Raw genomic sequence first — 19725 nt, forward strand, 5'->3', positions numbered from 1 at the left:
GGTAGATCATCTGTGGGTTGCTTTTCCATTGATAAGGATACGAATTGGTTTGACTTGCTTTTTTAATTTTTTTATATTGCCTTTAAAAAATAAAAATGCTGAAAAGTCGTCACTACCCAAGGAAATAAAATGCATCCTATCTCTTCGGCATCTATTGAAAGCTTGCCCAATGAATTGCTGCTCCCTATCTTAGAGGCTTGCGTAGCTCCTCCCTTATTTAGCGTCTGTAAAAGATGGAGCCACCTGTTAGCTACTGAAGTCATGCCTTCTCTTTATAAGCAAATAGGTAAAATGCACTTTCCTCAAGGAGATATTAACAAGCAGGCTCTTATTGTAGATAAAATTTATAAGCTCGAAGATAGACCTTCAGAAATAGAAAAAGTCAAGGCAATCTTTAGACAAGCCTTTGCTCTATCTAAATCTCTTGCTCCCGCGGAGTTAGAATTTAAATGGAAAACCCAGGAAAAGAGATATTATACGCTAGCTAATTATTCCTCTTATCTTATAAATATTAATCGCCTGCTAATGTGGAAAAGACTGCCTGGTGGAGGGGAGTTTTTAGATCAAGAGAAGATCAAGTATTTACCTTTAGAAAAACAAGGAGAGCTTCTTAGAGATTGGATCAAAGAAAATTGTGAAAACTTAACTTTGCTAAATTTATTGTGCGAAGGCTTGACTTATTTACCCCCAGAAATAGGCCAATTGTCTCAGCTGACACGGCTTCGCTCAAACCACAGCCAGCTCACCATCCTCCCTGCTGAAATTGGAAAGCTGTCTCAGCTGCAAAAGCTTGAATTAAATCAAAGCCAGCTCGCCAGTCTTCCTGCAGAAATCGGGCAGCTGTCTCAACTACGAGGGCTTTACTTAGATCAAAACCAGCTCACCGCTCTGCCTGTAGAAATAGGCCAATTGTCTCAGCTGCAAACGCTTGAATTAAATGAAAGCCAGCTCGCCAGTCTTCCTGCAGAGATCGGGCAATTGTCTCAGCTGCAAAAGCTTGAATTAAATCAAAGCCAGCTCACCAGCCTTCCTGCAGAAATTGGGCAACTGTCTCAACTACAATCGCTTTACTTAAATCAAAACCAGCTCACCAGCCTGCCTACAGAAATCGGGCAATTGTCCCAGCTGCAAAGGCTTGAATTAAATCAAAACCAGCTCATCAGCCTGCCTACAGAAATAGGTCAATTGTCTCAGCTGCAATATCTTCTTTTAGATCAAAACCAGCTCACCGCTCTGCCTATAAAAATTGGGCAGCTGTCTAATCTGCTACAGCTTCACTTATGCCAAAACCAGCTCACCGCTCTGCCTGCCGAAATCGGGCAATTGTCTCAGCTGCAAGAGCTTGACTTAAGCCAAAACCAGCTCACCGCTCTGCCTACAGAAATTGGACAGCTGTCTGAGCTGCAATATCTTCTCTTAAATCAAAACCAACTCACTGCTCTGCCTACAGAAATTGGACAGCTGTCTGAGCTGCAATATCTTCTCTTAAATCAAAGCCAGCTCACCGCTCTGCCTGCAGAAATTGGACAGCTGTCTCAACTACAATGGCTTTACTTAAACCGAAACCAGCTCTCCAGCCTGCCTACAGAAATCGGGCAATTGTCTCAACTGCAAAGGCTTGGTTTAAGCCAAAACCAGCTCACCAGTCTGCCTGCAGAGATCAGGCAACTGTCTCAGCTGCAAAAGCTTTACTTAAATCAAAACCAGCTCTCCAGCCTGCCTACAGAAATCGGGCAATTGTCTCAGCTGCAAAGGCTTGGTTTAAGCCAAAACCAGCTCACTAGTCTTCCTGCAGAAATCGGGCAACTGTCTCAGCTTACCAAGCTTGAATTAGCGGAAAATCCTTTGAAAGATATTGCAGAAAGAATAAGGCAGCGTTTTCAATTGTAGGATGGCCATGAGTATTTTTTAAATGGGGGTGAGCTAAAATGAAATAAAAAACTTTTAGCCATCTTACTTTAAACAAGTCATCCGCTTTCCTTCCCGCAACTAAGTAAGTTTAAGCTAACCTACACATTTATAATGACAAGAAGTTTCTCTCTTTTTCCGCAGATTGCTAGGCTGGGAGAACAACTTTCCTTGACAGGAAGAAGCTAGGCGTATTGTATTCCATCATTCGTTAGAAGAATTAAAGAATTGCACCAAAAAGAGCCGTTTTTCTCAAATAAGGCAAAGAATCAATCTCATTCTTTTAGTCAAATCATAATTGCCGCGTCAATTAATTTCCAAAACCTGTGGCTGCTCCTAAATGCTTGTAGGGTCTCCACCCTTTCCTTGAATCTATCTGAAATAAAAGCGTGGTAAATTATCTGCGAGTTGTTTCTCCTTGATAAGGATATGAATTGGTTTGACTTGCTTTTTTAATTATTTTATATTGCCTTTAAATAATAAAAATGCTGAAAAGTCATCACTACTTAAGGAAATAAAATGCATCCTATCTCTTCGGCCTCTATTGAAAGCTTGCCCAATGAATTGCTACTCCCTATCTTAGAGGCTTGCGCAGTTCCTTCCTTATTTAGCGTCTGTAAAAGATGGCATCATCTGCTGGCTACTGAAGTCATGCCCCCTCTTTATAGACAAATAGGTAAAGTGCATGTTCCCCAAGGAAATGTTAAGGAGCAGGCTCTTATTGTAGATAGGATTTATAAGCTAGAAGAAAAGCTTTCTGAAGCAGCAAAGGTAAATGCAATCTTTAAGCAAATCTTTACTTTAGCCAAGTCTTTTTCTCCTTTGGAATTTAAAGAGAAAACGGAAGAAAAAAGAGGCTTAACGCTGGCTAATTGCTCTTCTTATCTCTTAAATATTAATCGCCTTTTACTTTGGAAAAAACTTCCTGGTGGGGAAGAATACTTGAGCCGAGAAGAAATTAAGCACTTGCCTCTAGAAAAAAAAGGAGGGCTTCTTAGAGATTGGATTGAAGAAAATTGTAAAAGCATCACGGCTTTAAAATTATCTGGAGCAGGCTTGACTTATTTACCCCCAGAAATTGGGCAGCTGTCTCAGCTGCAAAGGCTTTACTTAAATCAAACCCAGCTCACCAGCCTTCCTGCAGAAATCGGGCAGCTGTCTCAGCTGCAATATCTTTACTTAGATCAAAACCAGCTCACCAGCCTTTCTGCAGAAATAGGGCAGTTGTCTAATCTGCTACAGCTTAACTTAAATCAAAACCAGCTCACCGCTCTGCCTGCAGAAATCAGGCAGCTGTCTAATCTGCTACAGCTTCACTTAGGCCAAAACCAGCTCACCGCTCTGCCTACAGAAATCGGGCAGCTGTCTCAGCTGCAAACCCTTGACTTAAATCAAAACCAGCTCACCGCTCTGCCTATAGAAATAGGTCAATTGTCTCAGCTGCGAGCGCTTGAATTAAATCAAAACCAGCTCACCAGTCTGCCTGCAGAAATCGGGCGGTTGTCTAAGCTGCAATGGCTTGGTTTAAGCCAAAACCAGCTCACCGCTCTGCCTGCAGAAATCGGGCAACTGTCTCAGCTGCAATGGCTTTACTTAAGTCAAAACCAGCTCACCAGCCTGCCTACAGAAATAGGTCAATTGTCTCAGCTACAATGGCTTGAATTAAATCAAAACCAGCTCACCGCTCTACCTGCAGAGATCGGGCAGCTGTCTAAGCTTACCAAGCTTGAATTAGCGGAAAATCCTTTGAAAGATATTGCAGAAAAAATAAGGCAGCGTTTTCGATTGTAGAATGGCCTTAAGTACTTTTTAAATTGGGGGTGAGCTAAAATGAAATAAAAAACTTTTAGCCATCTTATCTTTAAACAAGTAATCCGCTTTCCTTCCAGCAACTAAGCAAGCTTAAACTAGCCTACAGATTTATAATAACAAGAAGCTTCTCTCTTTTTCTGCAGATTGCTAGGCTGGGAGAGCAGCCTTTCTTGGCAGGAAGAAGCTAGGGGTATTGTATTCCATCAGTCGATAGAAGAATTAAAACATTGCGCTAAAAAGAGCCGTTTTTCTCAAATAAGGCAAAGAATCAATTTCATTCTTTTAGCCAAACCAAAATTGCCGCATCACTTAATCGCCAAAACCTGTGGCTGCTCCTGAATGCTTGGAAGCCCCTCCCCCCTTTTCCTTGGATCTATCTGAAATAAAAACTCTCATAGGTCATCTGGGAGTGTTTTTTTTATTGATAAGGATACGAATTCGTTTGACTTGCTTTTTTAATTTTTATATTGTTCTAAAAAATAAAAATGCTGAAAAGTTATCCCTACCCAAGGAAATAAAATGCATCCTATCTCTTCGGCATCTATTGAAAGCTTGCCCAATGAATTGCTGCTCCCTATCTTAGAGGCTTGCGCAGTTCCTTCCTTATCTTGCGTCTGTAAAAGATGGCATCATCTGCTGGCTACTGAAGTGATGCCTTCTCTTTATAAAAAAATAGCACAGCTTCGTTTCCCCCAAGGGAATACCAATACTCAGCAAACTCTTATGTTAGCTAAAGTTTATCGACTCAATCCTGGACTTACCTCTACCGAAAAAGTTTATCAAGTTTTTAAACAAGTTTTTACCTTAACTAAATCCATTTCTCCTTTGGAATTTAAAGAGAAAACAGAAGAAAAAAAAGGCTTAACGCTGGCTAATTACTCTTCTTATCTCTTAAATATTAATCGCCTTTTACTTTGGAAAAAACTTCCTGGTGGGGAAGAATACTTGAGCCGAGAAGAAATTAAGCACTTGCCTCTAGAAAAAAAAGGAGAGCTTCTTAGAGATTGGATTGAAGAAAATTGTAAAAACATCACGAATTTAGATTTATATAAAGCAGGCATGACTTATTTACCCCTAGAAATATGCCAGTTATCTCAGCTGCAAGGGCTTGATTTAAGCCAAAACCAGCTCACCAGTCTGCCTGCAGTAATCGGGCAATTGCCTCAGCTGCAAGGGCTTGATTTAAGCCAAAACCAGCTCACCGTTCTGCCTACAGAAATCGGAAAGCTGTCTCAGCTGCAAAACCTTTACTTAAAACAAAACCAGCTCACCGCTCTGCCTGCAGAAATCGGGCAGCTGCCTCAGCTGCAAGGGCTTTACTTAAATCAAAACCAACTCACCGCTCTGCCTGCAGAAATCGGGCAGCTGTCTCAGCTGCAAGGGCTTTACTTAAATCAAAACCAGCTCACCAGCCTTCCTGCAGAAATTGGGCAGCTGCCTCAGCTGCAAGGGCTTGACTTAAGAGAAAACCAGATCATCAGCCTGCCTGCAGAAATTGGGCAATTGTCTCAGCTTATCATGCTTGAATTAGCGGAAAATCCTTTGAAAGATATTGCAGAAAAAATAAGGCAGCGTTTTCAATTGTAGAATGGCCATAAGTATTTTTTAAATTGGGGTGAGCTAAAATGAAATAAAAAACTTTTAGCCATCTTATCTTTAAACAAGTAATCCGTTTTCCTTCCGGCAACTAAGCAAGTCTAAACTAAACTACATATTTATAAAGACAAGAAGTTTCTCTCTTTTTCTGCAGATTGCTATGTCTGGGAAAACAACTTTTTTTGATAGGAAGAAACTGGCGTATTGTATTCCATCATTCAATAGAAGAATTTAAACATTGCGCCAAAAAGAGCCGTTTTGTTTTTCTCAAATAAGGCAAAGAATCAATCTCATTCTTTTAGTCAAATCATAATTGCCGTGTCACTTAATCGCCAAAACCTGTGGCTGCTCCTAAATGCCTGGAAGGCCCCCCCTTTCCTTAAATCTATACGAATTGGTTTGACTTGCTTTTTTAATTTTTTTATATTGCCTTTAAATAATAAAAATGCTGAAAAGCCATCACTACCCAAGGAAATAAAATGCATTCTATCTCTTCGGTATCTATTGAAAGCTTGCCCAATGAATTGCTGCTCCCTATCTTAGAGGCTTGCGTAGTTCCTTCCTTATTTAGCGTCTGTAAAAGGTGGCATCATCTGCTAGCTTCTGAATCGATGCCTTCTCTTTATAAGCAAATAGGTAAAGTGCATGTTCCTCAAGGAAATGTTAAGGAGCAGGCTCTTATTGTAGATAGGATTTATAAGCTAAAAGAAAAGCTTTCTGAGGCCGCAAAGGTAAATGCAATCTTTAGGCGAATCTTTACTTTAGCCAAGTCTTTTTCAGCTTTAGAATTTAAAGTGCAAATAGAAGAAAAGAGGTATCTTACTCTGGCTAACTACTCTTCCTATCTTGTAAATATTAATCGCCTTTTACTTTGGAAAAAACTTCCTGGTGGGGAAGAATATTTGAGCCGAGAAGAAATTAAGCACTTGCCTGTAGAAAAAAAAGGGGAGCTTCTTAGAGGTTGGATTGAAGAAAATTGTAAAGGCTTAACTTTTTTAGATTTATCTAGAGCAGGTTTGACTTATTTACCCCCAGAAATATGCCAGTTATCTCAGCTGCAAGAGCTTTACTTAAGAGAAAACCAGCTCACCGCTCTGCCTATAGAAATTGGGCGGCTGTCTCAGCTGCAAACGCTTGACTTAAGAGGAAACAAGCTTACCAGCCTGCCTGTAGAAAGCGTGCAGCTGTCTCAGCTGGGAACGCTTGACTTAAGAGAAAACCATCTCACCGCTCTGCCTGCAGAAATAGGTCAATTGTCTCAGCTACGAACGCTTGACTTAAGAGAAAACCAGCTCACCGCTCTGCCTGCAGAAATCGGGCAATTGTTTCAGTTGCAAGAGCTTATCTTAAATCAAAACCAGCTCACCGCTCTGCCTACAGAAATTGGACAGCTGTCTCAGCTGCAAGGGCTTGACTTAAGAGAAAACCATCTCACCTCTCTGCCTGCAGAAATTGGGCAGCTGTCTCAACTACAATGGCTTTACTTAAATAAAAACCAGCTCACCAGCCTGCCTATAGGAATCGGGCAGCTGTCTCGATTACGAGAGCTTTACTTAAATCAAAACCAGCTCACTGCTCTGCCTACAGAAATCGAGCAGTTGTCTGAGCTGCAAGAGCTTGAATTAGCGGAAAATCCTTTGAAAGATATCGCCGAAAAAATAAGGCAGCGTTTTCAATTGTAGAATGGCCATAGGTACTTTTTAAATGGGGGTGAGCTAAAATGAAGTAAAAACTTTTAGCCATCTTATCTTTAACCAAGTAATCCGCGCTTAAATCAAAACTAGCTCACCAGTCTGCCAACAGAAATCGGACAGCTATCGAAGCTGCAAAAGCTCCACTTAAGTGGCAACCTGCTTACCACCCTTCCTACAGAGATTGGGCAGCTATCGAAGCTGCAATGCCTTAACTCAGATAATAAACATCTTACCAATATTCCCCCGGAGAGAGGGTAACTTTTTCAGCTTAATAGACTTTCCTTAAGATACAGCCAACTAGCCTTGCTTCCTGCATAGATAGGTCGATTTTCTCGGCTATACGACCTGTGCTTAAGCAACAATCAGCTGGCCTCCATTCTAATAGAGATAAGGTAATTATCTCAGCTGCAATATCTTTGGCTATACAATAACCAGCTAACTACTCTTCCCGCAAGCATAGAGCAGCTATCGAAGCTGCAGGCGCTTTACTTAAGCGACAACCAACTAACAGCCTTTCCGGCAGAGATAGAGCAGCTACCTAAACTATTAAATTTTAAGCTAAAGGGGAATCTACTAGAAAACATTTCAGCCGAAGTAAAACAGTTTTTCAAGCTATAGCTGAAAAGGTAGATGTCTTTATAACCTATAATATTAAAAAAGCAATGGGCATCCTCCAAAGTTTTTAAGAATATAGATTAACGCGTGTTATCGGATAAGAAAACACTCTAAGGCAGCTTCAAATTATACCTAAACTGTAAGCCAACTCATTAACTTTTGTTTCTCTATGCAAGTCAATTGAATGCAGGGCTTACATGGTTTGTAAGCATGGGTCACTATTCCGCTGATTAGATTGATAAAAAAATTTCAAGGGCTACGATGTCGATGATGTTCGATTTGGCAAGAGTTTTTCAATTTATTGTTAAGTCTTTCAATGATGCCCCGTTTCCTTGATAAAATCTTACCTACCAGTGACATTAGCCTGTTTTTTATGTTTTTACTAAGCTTGGTAATAATTTCTAAGCCTTTGTCATCGAGCTTGATAAATAACTGATGAGATATATAGCTTTTATCGGCAAACATTTTGCCAAAAATGTTTTTAGATAGATCAGGAGCAGGGATAGGGGTCTCTACATTTCCTGGTGTTAATATATGGCAAGAATTTCCCCTTTATCCTTAATCACTAGATGTAGTTTGAATCTATAAAAGCACCCTGTAGAGGTTTTTCCTCTTTTTTCTATTTTCTTGAAAACTAGGAGGGGGGTGGATACGGCATGTATGACATACTGTCAATAGAGTAAAATCGGCAAACGAGATGCCTGTATATTGTGAAGGGCTTTTTTTAACTATTTCCTTTCCTTGGTTTAAAAGAAAGAGGTAGAGGGCAGAATAGGAGGAAAAAAGAAATTTAGTAACCTAAAGGTTTGCAACAAGAGGTTTTAAGGCTGTTGAAGACCAAAGAGACCTCTTCTAAGGCAGGCAAGACAAGATAGCTAGCTAAAGAGATGAAATTCAATAGATGACCTTCATAAGAAATAGAGCGTGCGGGGGAGCGGATTTACCAGCACAGCGGCGGTCTTTAGAGGCAAAAATCTCAGGAATAGAGGAAATTGAACGTTTATTACAAGCAATTTCTAGAAGAGTACCCGTAATATTGCGCACCATTTTATAAAGGAAGCCTTCGGCTTCAAATTCTAAGCACAAACCTTCCTTGGTAGGAACGACGTCAAGCCTTTGGAGAGTTCTTATGGGGTCATGGGCCGCAACTCCTGAATGGGCTTCATTGGCAAAGGCAGTAAAATCATGAGTGCCTATAAAAAGTTGAGCTGCTTCTTTTAAAGAATCGCTGTCTATATTCTCGCCCACATGGAGGGAGTACAAGCGATTGAAAGGATTTAAAGTAGGCTTAAGATGAAGATAATAATGGTAAATCTTTCCTTTTGCGCTATAGCGGGCATGAAAGTTAAGAGGAACATTTTCTAAGCTATGGATGCGAATATCTTTAGGCAATATTCCATTTAGAGAATGCAAGAAACGTCTAGGTTCAATTCGAAGGGAGGTTTTAAAGTTAGCCACTTGTCCTAAAGCATGGACTCCAGCATCTGTTCTTCCTGACCCTATTAAGGAGGTAGGATGTCTTAGCACTATCTTAAGGGTTTCCTCAATCTTTTGCTGAATAGCTATACCATTAGGTTGAATCTGCCAACCATTGTACTGAGTGCCATCATAGGCAATAATCATTTTATAATTATATTCTTTCATCTTCTAGCTAGGCTCATGGAGCAGATATTTAGCCAGAATAAGATCTTCGGCCGTGGTAATCTTAAGATTTGTATAGCATCCCTCAACTAATTTGACGGGATGTCCTAGATGTTCGACTAAGGAGACATCGTCAGTGACCTTTAAATGATTTTCAAGAGCATAAGCAAAGCCTTGTTCCAAAATATCTTTGCGAACTACTTGAGGCGTCTGAACTTCCCAATAGGTGGAGCGATCAGGCGTTTGCTTGACTATATGATTTCCGTCGTGCTCTTTAATCGTAAATTTAATAGGCATGCCAGCTGCGGCGGCTCCGTGCTGGAAGGCTGCTTTTAAGACACGTTGCACTAGGGGAGGGGTAATAATAGGGCGAGCAGAGTCATGAATGCAGACAAAGCCTGCTTGCGAGGTAAGAGCCTTTAAGCCATTGAAAACAGAGTCTTGCCGATGCCTACCAGGACAGGCAAACTTTAACGGTACTGAAAGGTCGGGAGAAGCAAAAAAATTTTGATAGGCAGGGTCACAAACTACTACAATTTCAATCACCTCAGGTAGGGCTTTAAAAACATCCCAGCTATAAGTAGCGATGATCTTATTATGGAGAGTGAGAAATTGTTTAGGAGTAGCATTTTGCATGCGCAAACCTTGGCCCCCACATAAAAGAATAACGCTTACTTCTTGAGAAGTCATGATTTTAAGCCTCTAAGGTCAACAGAAGGAGTTCAGGCATAGAAAACCATCGAAAGGGCATGATACTCCCTATGCCCCGGTTGACATAAATCCATTTATTTTGCATGCATATTAAACCTTTTTTCAAGTAAGGATTTTCCATTAAAGTAAATTTTTTCCATAGCCAGGGAAGATTAACTTGGCCTCCATGGGTATGTCCACATAGGATAACATCCCAGGAAAAATTTAGCAAATGAGGTACAATGTCTGGATTGTGAGCAATGACAAGTCCAGGGAAATGGGGATCAACAGTTTGAAAAGCTAATCTAGGGGCATGTCGACCTGTGGAATACTCCTCCAAGCCAATTATATTAATAAAGCTACCTTTTATAGGAACCAACAGGGATTCGTTTTTTAGTAATCGAAAATGAGTGTTTTTTAAAGCTTTTTCCAATTCCTCATGAGGTTTTACCGCCCTAGCATGATCTGTTACTCTTCTTGCCAAAATTTTATTTGTCCATAAACGTTTCAAAACTTTATTTATGGAGCCCGTAGAAGATGGGAGGACATCATACTCTCCTTTTTCATTTACAGAAACAAAAGCATTATAGTCATGATTACCTAGAACGGCAAAGCATCCGTAAGGCGCTTTTAACGAAGCAAAAAATTGCTCGAGCCTCATCAAGTCACGAGAAAGAGAAAAACAAAGAAAATCTCCTGTAAATACAATGATATCAGGTTGGAAGCTTTCGATTTTTCTTTTAATTTTTTTTAGAAATCGCTGGGAAACTTGAGGATGAAGATGTAAATCTGAAAATTGGGCTATTTTTAATCCTTGTAGATCTTTAGGCAAATAGGGAATCTTAAACCTTTTGAAGGTCTTACTAACCAATTTATTTTCAATAAAACGTGGCCAAATCCCTATAATCGACAGACAGCACCAAAGGTCCCAAAAAAAATTAGGCAAATTAATAATAAATTTGTTGAGTCTATGGTTTTTTTTCATGGAGTTGTTAAAATTTTAAGGAAGAACCTTACAAATGAAAAGAAAAAAATGCTAACCATTAATATATAAGGCATTAAAGATTAGCATTTTTATAGAAGAGTCTAAGAACTAGCTGCTTCTGGCTCTTTAATATGCTTAGAAATCTTGCTTGTCATTTTAAACATATCAATACTCTGATTTCCAAGAACCTTAGCTAATTTAGCATCAGGATTGATATTTCTTTTATTTTGAGCATCTTGAAGATTATGCTTTTTAATATACTCCCATACTTTTTTTGTGATCTCCGTACGCGGCATAGAGCCTTGTCCGACGATTTCTGCCAATTCAGGGCTCACCTGTACGGGTTTCATAAAGGCCGAATTTTTTTTTGCCATCATTTACTCCTTATGCGTTGTTAAAGGATATTTCTTTCTTCCTACTGTTAAATCAAGTTAACTAGATTGTCTTGGTAACATTCCTAGCTAGGGGATTCTTTGTAGCGCTGTTTTCATTTATAAGTCAAAAGAAATTATAAGAAAAAAGCGTTAAGATCGGTTATTGGATTAGGGATAAAATCAAATTCTTTGCTATAAATGCTTCCATCTTAACCAAGTAAAAGAAAAATACCATGTCCACATCTACTTCTGCTATTCATTCTATCAAACATAGCCTTAAAAGGTTAAAATCTCTTAATGAGCAATTGAAAAACGCTAAGAAGATTGACGAGCGGCTTGACATATTGGATCGAAATCTCGAAGTACAAGCTTTTCTACAACAAAACTCCTGCTTAAAGGATTTTCTTTTTTGCTGTAATGCACACGCACAAGTCATTATTAAGTCTTTATTAGCTTTAGGCCAAGGACCTATAATTTTTCAAGGGATGCATCAACATTCGAATCCTCATTTAGCTTTTAATCAATTAATTGAAAGCTTAGCACCTGTTGAAAACTTTTATGCAATGATGGGTGGCTTGGTTGGCTATCATTGTATGATGTTACAGCTTATTGAAGAAAAAGAATTAGAGAAGAAGGAAGATAACTTTTTACCAACTGCGGAACGTTATAGTAAGCCGCCAGGCTACGATATATCCCAGGAAACTTCTTTTGTAAGGAAGGCGATTCGAGAGGCTGTGGAAAAGATGCCTTTGATAGCAGAAATATATCCAGTAGGTGGAGCGGGGGATCGCTTAAAATTGCAGGATGAAAAAACTGGCGAAGATTTGCCTTCAGCAGAACTGCTCTTTGAGGGGAGAACATTATTAGAAGGATTAATTCGCGATCTGCAAGCGCGCGAATACCTATATTATAAATTGAAGGGAAAATATTTAATTGTTCCAGTGGCTATGATGACTTCTGATGAGAAAAATAATTATAGGCATGTCTTCGATATCTGTAAGCGGTCGAGTTGGTTTGGGCGGCCGCAAGATACGTTTGATTTCTTTAAGCAGCCTTTAGTGCCTGTCCTGACTAAGCAAGGAAACTGGGCAGTGGCAGAATCCATGAAAGTTATTTTTAAGCCCGGTGGACATGGAGTGATTTGGAAACTGGCAGTAGAAGCAGGTGTGATCGATCGTTTGTTAAAGAAAGGTTACACTAAAGCTCTGGTGAGGCAGATCAATAACCCTGCCGCTTCGACTGATTATGGGCTGCTTGCTTTTAGCGGGTGTGGAATTCTAAATAACCAAAGTTTAGGATTTGCCTCCTGTCCGCGCCTGTTAAATACAGCTGAAGGTATGAATGTGCTGATAGAGAAAGAGAGTAATCAAGGGTATGAGTACTGCATTTCCAATATTGAATATCCAGATTTTGTAAAAAGAAACATTCCAGAAATAGCTGAACAGCAAGGAGGCTTTTACTCGGCGCTTCCTGCAAACACTAATATACTATTCATTGATTTAATGGCGATTAAAAATTTAGTGGATAGTTGCCCAATTCCTGGCATGTTAATTAACATGAAACATAAGGTCACTTGCCTTTCTTTAGAAGGAAGAAGACAACAGGTGTATGCAGGACGTTTAGAATCGCTTATGCAAAATATTGCCGATGGAATGACTACTCATTTTCTTCAAAGGCAAGAGCATTTGCAAGCTAAAGACCTCCGTACGTTTGTTACCTATAACCAAAGAAGGAAAACAATTTCGGTGACAAAAAGAGCATTTACAGAAGGACAATCTTTTTTGGAAACCCCTGAAGGATGCTACTGGGATCAACTACAAAATCATTACGAATTGTTTACTCATTATTGCAAAATGCAGCTTCCCGAAGTTCCTAATGAGGATAAATACATTCAAGAGGGGCCTACTTGTATTACCTCCTTTCATCCCGCTCTAGGCCCTTTATATTCGGTAATTGCTCAAAAAATTCATGGAGGAAGTTTAAGTTTAAATTCCGAGATGGTCTTAGAAATTTCTGAGCTTATTCTGCAAAAAGTGAATATAAAAGGCAGTCTGTTAATTTATGCAGAAAATATAGTAGGCCATAAAAATGCCCAGGGGATCATCACGTATAGTGAAAAGGTAGGACGCTGTGTGTTGAAAAATGTATACGTGGTTAATCGAGGAATTAATAAAAAGCTTTCCTCTTCTTATTGGAAAAAGCAAATTATTAGAGAAGAATCTTTGAAGATTACCTTGAAAGGGTGTTCAGAATTTATTGCTGAAAATGTAACTTTAGAAGGAGACCTAGAGATTGAGGTGGCTGATGGAGAGCGTCTAATTGCTCAGAATAGAGAAGGAGAACTAACGTTTATTAGAGAGCAAATAAGGGTTCCTCGTCCCCTATTTACCTATTTCTTTGATAAAGAGGATAGGATGATTTTAGAAAAACACTTAGACACATGAATGCGTCTAAGTGTTAAACATGTACCTGGATTAAAAGGTATGGCGAGAAAAGGTAACAGGATTGCAGCCAAAAGCAAACATCACTGCGCCTGCAACAAATAGTAACGCACCTGCTGCTACTGTGGCAACAGCGCGAGCAACCTGCTGCTTTTTAGATTTAAGAGTCAAGCTTGCTCCTAATCCAGAGAGACCAGCTGTTCCTAAGATAGCTCCAACACCGTAACCAGAGCGGAGATAAGCAGGGAAATTTTTAAAAAAATCAACAGTTGCAAACCACATTCTGGCTACAAGTGTTTTAATTGCTCTAGCGCCATGGTTAAATTGGCGCCCTAGCCATGTTGCGCCTGACTTTACAGTATCTCCTAGTGATCTTACACTTAAAGAAGCCGTGCTTTGTACATTAGTAGTTTCGACCATAAAAATCCTCCAGGATTTCTTTTGAATGTTAATAAAAAATATTTCAAACCAACCGAGCTTGCATTTTTTCAGAAAGAAAATATCCTTACTATACGATTTGCCTCATTTTCTTGCAACAAAGAGGCAAGCTAACAAGAAATGGAAAATTTTTAATTTCTTTGCTTTCGATAAAGTTTGAGCTTGTCAAAAGTTCTTTAACTTTATAATTATCTCATCCTATCACTTTTTATATTAAAAGGAAAATTATTTTAAATGGCCTTTACTATACTGTTTAAAGATGGGGTTATAGTAAAATTTTATTTTCGTGATTTAACTTTGCTTTATAAAATTGTTTAGGAATGATTGGCATAAAAGGACGAGCGAAAAAGATTTATGTCTCATCATCTTTCACACGATTAAGAAAAGAATAAAAGTTATGAAAAGCTTTAATTTCAGAAGGGTTGTTTTTTTGAATTATTTCGCTAGATAGTAAGGGTAAGACAGTATTAAGAATCACCCTATCTTTCCAACTTTTTTTTAATAAAGGTATAGGTAAGGCTTGCTTTTGACTTTCGAAAGTATAATGATGCCTCCAATATTCGTCCGAGTAAGAGGGTAATCGATCTTTAATTCTATTGAGTAGTAGCTTCCAATCTTTTTTCAAATAAGCTTCAGGCCAGCCCTGGTGCCAGCATGCATATATTTCGGTAAATAAGGAGGGCATTAAAGGGTCTTGAATTAATTTGACTAAATAAGCTATCCCCCTGATGGGATGATTTAAAGGCCTTATTTGGTTTAGTAAAAGACGAATTGAGTGAGGGATAAGGGTGGAAAACTGAGTATAAATTTGAAGAAGCTCCTGATAAAAGAGGGAATCTTTCCATTTTAACTTGTATTTTTCAGCAAAAAAACCGCTCATTCCTAAAGCTATACTTAGAAGTTCATTCTCAGTTTTATCTTTGTATTTTAGAAGCCTTATAAATAATTCAAAGAACGCTTCCGCATTTTGCTTGCCTCCTAAGGCCATAGCAATTCCAGTGGGTAGAAGAAGGCGGGCATCTTCCATATGCCCTTTAAGATATTGAACTTTTTGGGCAAGCCCCCAACTTACAGATGAGGGCAAAAGATTAAATATTTTTTCCTCTACAAAAGAGCTAGAGGGTGAAAAGCAAGAGGGATTATTTCCCAAAAATTTTCGATAAGGGTATTGTTCAATATCGATAAGTTGAAGGATTCTCGTTTGCGAAATTGTCAGATAAGGAGCTAGGTAAGTTTGATAAACCTTCTCTCCTTTTGCATTCTTTAGTTGGGTAGGCGCAGCAGAAAGGGGAGGCCATAAACAGACATGTAAAATAACCTCTTTGTAACGGTTATCAGAGTCATGCTGTAAATTTGCCCAAGACTCACCCTCTAGGTGAACTTCAATGTCCCCCTTTAGCTCCTGATCGCCAATTTTAAGATGAGCTTTTAGGAAAACAGGGCCTGCTTCATGATTCCATATCCCTGGGGAAATGACTGTAATGGGTAGCTGATCGCTTGTTTTTAAGTTTTTAAAATATTTTTGCTCCCACCACATGGCTTGGAGGTGGTTTTCAGTCCAATAAAGATAAGGATATTTGGTTTCAGCAACATTATAGCTGTTTATAGCTAATAAGTTGGAATACCACTCATTTTCTTCTTCGTAAAGGGAAACGTGCATGACTGCTACCCACCTTTCAATATCTATCTATTTAAAATATTGCTTTTTTTTTGCACAAGAAAAAAAGCTTATAAAGAGCTTAAGATATAAAATCATTTAAATAAAATAAGAGGCTGCTCTTTAAATTCTTTTGATAATTAAATCTAAATTAAATTTTCCTAATATAGGAGGTTAACAACTCTCCACCCCTAGATGGTAAAGTTAAACTTTTCTATCCTATTTTAAGAAGTAAATTAAAAAATTTAATAATCTATAGACAAAGTTGTAAAACTTCTTCTTATGTTTAATTTTTTGTGCCTTACCTATTATCAAAAGAAGTGGAAATAGATTAAACTAAATTTAACGAAAAAATGAGTAGGAAGAACGTAGGTACCCTATTAAAAAGCAATTATATCTACTTTGACTTTTTATGGCTCTATGAGATATATTATTTGACAGTTCTTAACTTATAAGGAAACCTATGAATTCGGAAACTCAGCAACGTTTAAAAATTATCGAAGATAAACTTTTGCATATGTTGAGGTATCTTTGACTTAGCTTCCAAAGAAGCACGCATTAAAGAATTAGAAGCTTTTATGGAGAAGTCCTCTTTTTGGGAAAATCACGAAAAAGCTCAGCTAGTAATCGAGGAAGCAAACACTTTAAAGGCTTGGAGCGTTCCTTATCAAAATTGCAAGGGGCTTTTCTGCGATCTTAAAGAACTTTTGCCTGAAGCTTATGCAAGTGGGGATGAAGCATTAGTGAATGAATTAGTCCAAGAACTGGATGGAGTAGAGAAAAAATTAAATGATTTAGAAATTCGCAAAATGCTTGCGGGTGAGCTAGATAATAAAAATTGTTACTTAAGCATTAACTCAGGGGCAGGAGGAACAGAAGCTTGCGATTGGGCTTTGATGTTATCTCGTATGTATCAACGTTGGGCAGTTAAACGCGGATGGAAAGTAGAGTTGATCGATAGGGTAGAAGGCGACGTCGCTGGTATAAAAAGCATTACCTTTAAATTTGATGGAGAATTTGCTTATGGGTATGCTAAAGCTGAGAAGGGTGTCCATCGTTTGGTGCGTATCTCTCCTTTTGACGCCAATGCCAAAAGGCATACAAGTTTTGCTTCCGTAGATGTAACTCCAGAAATTACTGATGATATTGTGATCGATATTAAGCCAGAGGAGATCCGAGTGGATACTTACCGTGCCTCTGGAGCTGGTGGACAGCATGTTAACAAAACGGATTCAGCTGTACGAATGACACATTTGCCGACCGGAATTGTGGTCTCTAGCCAGACTCAACGAAGCCAGGTGCAAAACAGAGAATCCTGTCACAAGATGTTGCGCTCAAAATTATATGAGAAAGAAGTAACAGAAAGAGAGAACGCTCTTAAAGCACTTTCAGGTGAAAAGAAAGAAATTGCCTGGGGCAGTCAAATCCGTAATTATGTTTTCCAACCCTATACTTTAGTTAAAGATACTCGAACTAAACATGAATCAGGAGATATCCAAGCAGTGATGAATGGTGAACTTGATGATTTTGTAAATGCTTATTTGAAGGAGTTTGAATGACAGAGAAAAAAAACTCTCCAGAAGGAATAGAGCTGCGCTATTCAGATTTAAGTGATGGAAAATATTTGAAGCAATGGCTTTTAGATCCTAGCGTGGCCCGTTGGTTTCCTATGTTTGATGAAGTTGAAATAGATGATGCAGTGGCACGGTGGATAGGGTTTAGCCGGTATAAATGCAGCTTAACAGCCACCAAAGAGGGCGTTCCCTGTGGAATTACTACCTTATATTTACAGCCCTACCGGAAACTTGCTCATCAGTGTGAATTTGGTATTATTGTGGCACCTGAAATGCGAGGGCAAGGTGTAGGAACTTTGCTAATCAGTAATCTTAGCCATATGGCGAAAGAAAACTTTAAGATTGAAGTATTACATCTCCAAGTCTATGCAGAAAACCCTGCCATTCATCTTTATACTCGTATGGGCTTTCGAGAATTTGGAAGGCAGACGCATTGGATTAAAGAAAAAGACGGCTTCTATGTCGGACGAGTTTTCATGGAACGTTTGTTGTAATAGTTTAAGAATTTCTTGTTTTTTATTAAAATAATTTTATTATGTTATGACACTAACTGTTTTTCAACAAGAAGTCGAAAATTTATCAGGTATTAAATTAAAGCTGAAAATTAATGACAACCGCTCTACTATGTTAAGTGTACGATGGGAAACTGATTGTACGAAAGTTTCTTTACATCGCATGTTTTTAGAGGCTCCTCAAAATGTTTTAGATTCTTTGGCTTGTTACATTCGCCAAGAGCATAAGATGATTTCTTCTGAGATCAAAATCTTTATGGAAAATAGCCTTAAAAAGCTTGATTATTCGCATACCTTAGACAAATCCAAACTGTCTTGCCAAGGAAAGGTTTATAATCTCCAACATCTTTACGATGAACTTAATGATCAATATTTTGAAGGGAAAGTAAAATTATTTATTACGTGGTTTGGCAAACATACTCAACTTAATAAAAGGTGTGTGACTTTTGGCCTTTATCATCACCCTCTTAAGCTAATAAAAATTAATCGTTTGTTGGATAACACGAACATCCCAAAGTATGTGATTAACTACGTTATTTTCCACGAAATTTTGCATCATATTTGTCCTTCTTACATGGACGAAAAAGGCCTACATCGCATTCATAGCAAAGAATTTAAAGCAAAAGAAGAAAGTTACGAGCATTTTGACATAGCCCACCAATGGATTAAAAAACATCGGGTGCACCTTTTCGCGCATCTTGACTAAGCTTGCAGATTTAAAAAATGCTCTATAAATTAAAGGAATTTTATCATGGCTGGCCATAGTAAATGGGCAAATATTAAACATAGAAAAGGAAAAGCAGATGCTAAAAAAGGCAAAATATTTTCTCGTATTGCCAAAGAGATCATTAGCGCTGTAAAGGTGGGAGGAGGCCCAGAGGTAAAAAACAATCCTCGCTTAAGGTTAGCTTTGGAAAAAGCACGCGCGGCAAATGTCCCTAATGAAATTGTAGAACGGAACATTAAAAAAGCTTCTAATGCCGATCAAGCAGATTATACAGAGATGATGTATGAATTGTATGGCCATGGAGGAGTAGGAATTATTGTTGAAGTGATGACGGATAATAAAAATCGTGTAGCCTCTGAAATGCGCATTGCTACCAATAAAAGGGGAGGAACGATCGCTACGCCTGGTGCCGTATCTTTCAATTTTGATCGTAAAGGCATTCTTCAGATTAATAAAGGGCAGGCCCCTGAAGAAGAGCTGTTTTTAAAAGCCACAGAAGCAGGCGCAGAAGACTTTGATAGTGAAGATGGGATCTATCTCATCACCACAGATCCTACTGCTTTATATAGTGTTAAAGAAGCCTTAAATCAAGCGAATATTGCATGCGAGGAAGCTAGCTTAGAAATGATACCTAAGTCTTTTATAGAATGTAATGAAGAGTGCGCAAAAGCTAACTTGGCCTTAATAGAATGGTTAGAAGCGCTGGATGATGTAGATGCTGTTTATCATAACATGAACTTTTCAGAATAAGTAACGCATAGAAGGAATTCTCGGCTTAATTTTTTATCTTTCCCATCGAAGCTTAAAAAGCTTTAAGGCTTTTTTTTCTTTGCTTCCATCTTAATAATCGCCTTGTACGAAGAAGAGTTTGTTGAAGTCTTACCCCCACCTTCCCCAATTTTTTCTTAAGCTAGTTCTAAAGAGCACATAAAATTTTATTCATTTCTCCCTCGTAGCCAGATTTTAAAAAAAATGTTTAAAGTTTTTTGATGTTTTTTCCTGTCATACTTAAAAACAGGGTGGTTGTTACCCCTTATTAATTTTTCTAATGACAAGCTTAA

General features: G+C 38.6%; 19 protein-coding genes. 10 read left to right on the plus strand and 9 right to left on the minus strand.

Annotated elements, in window-relative coordinates; genetic code table 11:
- The first annotated feature begins 129 nt into the window (after positions 1-129).
- The 3 genes from TY21_RS09570 to TY21_RS09580 all read left to right on the plus strand — a co-directional run bounded on the left by TY21_RS09570 (position 130) and on the right by TY21_RS09580 (position 5307).
- Positions 130-1890: a leucine-rich repeat domain-containing protein gene (locus TY21_RS09570; protein WP_130589683.1), complete on the plus strand. Its 1761-nt coding sequence runs from the start codon at positions 130-132 to the stop codon at positions 1888-1890.
- Positions 1891-2427: 537 nt separating this feature from the next.
- The gene (locus tag TY21_RS09575; protein WP_197725059.1) at positions 2428-3699 is read left to right on the plus strand and encodes a leucine-rich repeat domain-containing protein; all 1272 of its coding nucleotides are present in this window, start codon (positions 2428-2430) and stop codon (positions 3697-3699) included.
- 540 nt (positions 3700-4239) lie between these two features.
- On the plus strand, positions 4240-5307 hold the full coding sequence (locus tag TY21_RS09580) for a leucine-rich repeat domain-containing protein (protein WP_130589684.1): 1068 nt from the start codon (positions 4240-4242) through the stop codon (positions 5305-5307).
- A gap of 311 nt (positions 5308-5618) precedes the next feature.
- On the opposite strand, the gene TY21_RS11545 is transcribed toward TY21_RS09580, so the two are convergent.
- Positions 5619-5801: a hypothetical protein gene (locus tag TY21_RS11545; RefSeq protein WP_042240522.1), complete on the minus strand. Its 183-nt coding sequence runs from the start codon at positions 5799-5801 to the stop codon at positions 5619-5621.
- On the opposite strand from TY21_RS11545, the gene TY21_RS11230 reads away from it, so the two are divergent.
- Both TY21_RS11230 and TY21_RS11980 read left to right on the plus strand, forming a co-directional pair.
- Complete coding sequence (locus tag TY21_RS11230) at positions 5796-6998, plus strand: leucine-rich repeat domain-containing protein (protein ID WP_052354501.1); 1203 nt, start codon at positions 5796-5798, stop codon at positions 6996-6998. The two genes, TY21_RS11545 and TY21_RS11230, sit on opposite strands and share 6 nt — an antisense overlap.
- 417 nt (positions 6999-7415) lie before the next feature.
- Positions 7416-7628, plus strand: a complete 213-nt coding sequence (locus tag TY21_RS11980; RefSeq protein WP_079979891.1) for a leucine-rich repeat domain-containing protein — start codon at positions 7416-7418, stop codon at positions 7626-7628.
- Between the two features lie 246 nt (positions 7629-7874).
- On the opposite strand, the gene TY21_RS09600 is transcribed toward TY21_RS11980, so the two are convergent.
- The 6 genes from TY21_RS09600 to TY21_RS09625 form a co-directional block, all read right to left on the minus strand.
- Positions 7875-8159, minus strand: coding sequence for a transposase (locus tag TY21_RS09600; protein ID WP_079979889.1), 285 nt, complete (start codon positions 8157-8159; stop codon positions 7875-7877).
- Positions 8153-8287, minus strand: a complete 135-nt coding sequence (locus TY21_RS11985) for a transposase (protein ID WP_079979892.1) — start codon at positions 8285-8287, stop codon at positions 8153-8155. Before TY21_RS11985 ends, TY21_RS09600 begins: the two co-directional genes overlap by 7 nt.
- 232 nt (positions 8288-8519) lie before the next feature.
- On the minus strand, positions 8520-9269 hold the full coding sequence (gene truA / locus TY21_RS09610; RefSeq protein ID WP_042240525.1) for a tRNA pseudouridine(38-40) synthase TruA: 750 nt from the start codon (positions 9267-9269) through the stop codon (positions 8520-8522).
- A gap of 3 nt (positions 9270-9272) precedes the next feature.
- Complete coding sequence (gene ispD / locus TY21_RS09615; protein WP_042240528.1) at positions 9273-9956, minus strand: 2-C-methyl-D-erythritol 4-phosphate cytidylyltransferase; 684 nt, start codon at positions 9954-9956, stop codon at positions 9273-9275.
- 4 nt (positions 9957-9960) lie between these two features.
- A complete protein-coding gene (gene lpxG, locus TY21_RS09620; RefSeq protein ID WP_042240531.1) occupies positions 9961-10941 on the minus strand; it encodes a UDP-2,3-diacylglucosamine diphosphatase LpxG in 981 nt (326 codons plus the stop codon).
- 101 nt (positions 10942-11042) lie between these two features.
- The gene (locus TY21_RS09625; RefSeq protein WP_039386374.1) at positions 11043-11318 is read right to left on the minus strand and encodes an SWIB/MDM2 domain-containing protein; all 276 of its coding nucleotides are present in this window, start codon (positions 11316-11318) and stop codon (positions 11043-11045) included.
- A gap of 230 nt (positions 11319-11548) precedes the next feature.
- Here TY21_RS09625 and TY21_RS09630 point away from each other — a divergent pair, with 230 nt between their 5' ends.
- Positions 11549-13759 (plus strand): UTP--glucose-1-phosphate uridylyltransferase, encoded by a 2211-nt coding sequence (locus tag TY21_RS09630; protein ID WP_052354502.1) that lies wholly within the window; start codon positions 11549-11551, stop codon positions 13757-13759.
- A gap of 30 nt (positions 13760-13789) precedes the next feature.
- Here TY21_RS09630 and TY21_RS09635 read toward each other — a convergent pair whose 3' ends face one another.
- Both TY21_RS09635 and TY21_RS09640 read right to left on the minus strand, forming a co-directional pair.
- A complete protein-coding gene (locus TY21_RS09635; protein WP_042240534.1) occupies positions 13790-14176 on the minus strand; it encodes a hypothetical protein in 387 nt (128 codons plus the stop codon).
- A 370-nt stretch (positions 14177-14546) separates the two neighbouring features.
- Positions 14547-15854: a DUF2851 family protein gene (locus tag TY21_RS09640; RefSeq protein WP_042240537.1), complete on the minus strand. Its 1308-nt coding sequence runs from the start codon at positions 15852-15854 to the stop codon at positions 14547-14549.
- Positions 15855-16314: 460 nt separating this feature from the next.
- On the opposite strand from TY21_RS09640, the gene prfB reads away from it, so the two are divergent.
- From prfB to TY21_RS09660, 4 genes are all read left to right on the plus strand, one after another.
- Positions 16315-17410 (plus strand): peptide chain release factor 2 gene (gene prfB, locus TY21_RS09645; protein ID WP_174232796.1). Its coding sequence is split into 2 segments (ribosomal slippage): positions 16315-16383 and positions 16385-17410, totalling 1095 coding nucleotides; the frame shifts between segments, so codons are not numbered across the junction.
- Positions 17407-17919 (plus strand): GNAT family N-acetyltransferase, encoded by a 513-nt coding sequence (locus tag TY21_RS09650; protein ID WP_042240542.1) that lies wholly within the window; start codon positions 17407-17409, stop codon positions 17917-17919. The genes prfB and TY21_RS09650 overlap by 4 nt, the downstream gene beginning before the upstream one ends.
- A gap of 46 nt (positions 17920-17965) precedes the next feature.
- Positions 17966-18643, plus strand: a complete 678-nt coding sequence (locus TY21_RS09655) for a hypothetical protein (RefSeq protein WP_042240545.1) — start codon at positions 17966-17968, stop codon at positions 18641-18643.
- Between the two features lie 45 nt (positions 18644-18688).
- A complete protein-coding gene (locus tag TY21_RS09660) occupies positions 18689-19414 on the plus strand; it encodes a YebC/PmpR family DNA-binding transcriptional regulator (RefSeq protein ID WP_042240546.1) in 726 nt (241 codons plus the stop codon).
- Positions 19415-19725 lie beyond the last annotated feature (311 nt).

The organism is Neochlamydia sp. S13 (assembly GCF_000648235.2).
Lineage (GTDB): Bacteria > Chlamydiota > Chlamydiia > Chlamydiales > Parachlamydiaceae > Neochlamydia.

Bases quoted from the DNA above. Each gene is read 5' to 3' on its own strand.
- TY21_RS09655 (WP_042240545.1), top strand. From the start codon at position 17,966: ATGACACTAACTGTTTTTCAACAAGAAGTCGAAAATTTATCAGGTATT.
- TY21_RS09625 (WP_039386374.1), bottom strand. From the start codon at position 11,318: ATGATGGCAAAAAAAAATTCGGCCTTTATGAAACCCGTACAGGTGAGC.
- TY21_RS09630 (WP_052354502.1), top strand. From the start codon at position 11,549: ATGTCCACATCTACTTCTGCTATTCATTCTATCAAACATAGCCTTAAA.
- TY21_RS09575 (WP_197725059.1), top strand. From the start codon at position 2,428: ATGCATCCTATCTCTTCGGCCTCTATTGAAAGCTTGCCCAATGAATTG.
- lpxG (WP_042240531.1), bottom strand. From the start codon at position 10,941: ATGAAAAAAAACCATAGACTCAACAAATTTATTATTAATTTGCCTAAT.
- ispD (WP_042240528.1), bottom strand. From the start codon at position 9,956: ATGACTTCTCAAGAAGTAAGCGTTATTCTTTTATGTGGGGGCCAAGGT.
- TY21_RS11230 (WP_052354501.1), top strand. From the start codon at position 5,796: ATGCATTCTATCTCTTCGGTATCTATTGAAAGCTTGCCCAATGAATTG.
- truA (WP_042240525.1), bottom strand. From the start codon at position 9,269: ATGAAAGAATATAATTATAAAATGATTATTGCCTATGATGGCACTCAG.
- TY21_RS09640 (WP_042240537.1), bottom strand. From the start codon at position 15,854: ATGCACGTTTCCCTTTACGAAGAAGAAAATGAGTGGTATTCCAACTTA.
- TY21_RS09580 (WP_130589684.1), top strand. From the start codon at position 4,240: ATGCATCCTATCTCTTCGGCATCTATTGAAAGCTTGCCCAATGAATTG.
- TY21_RS11545 (WP_042240522.1), bottom strand. From the start codon at position 5,801: ATGCATTTTATTTCCTTGGGTAGTGATGGCTTTTCAGCATTTTTATTA.
- TY21_RS09635 (WP_042240534.1), bottom strand. From the start codon at position 14,176: ATGGTCGAAACTACTAATGTACAAAGCACGGCTTCTTTAAGTGTAAGA.
- TY21_RS09660 (WP_042240546.1), top strand. From the start codon at position 18,689: ATGGCTGGCCATAGTAAATGGGCAAATATTAAACATAGAAAAGGAAAA.
- TY21_RS09650 (WP_042240542.1), top strand. From the start codon at position 17,407: ATGACAGAGAAAAAAAACTCTCCAGAAGGAATAGAGCTGCGCTATTCA.
- TY21_RS09570 (WP_130589683.1), top strand. From the start codon at position 130: ATGCATCCTATCTCTTCGGCATCTATTGAAAGCTTGCCCAATGAATTG.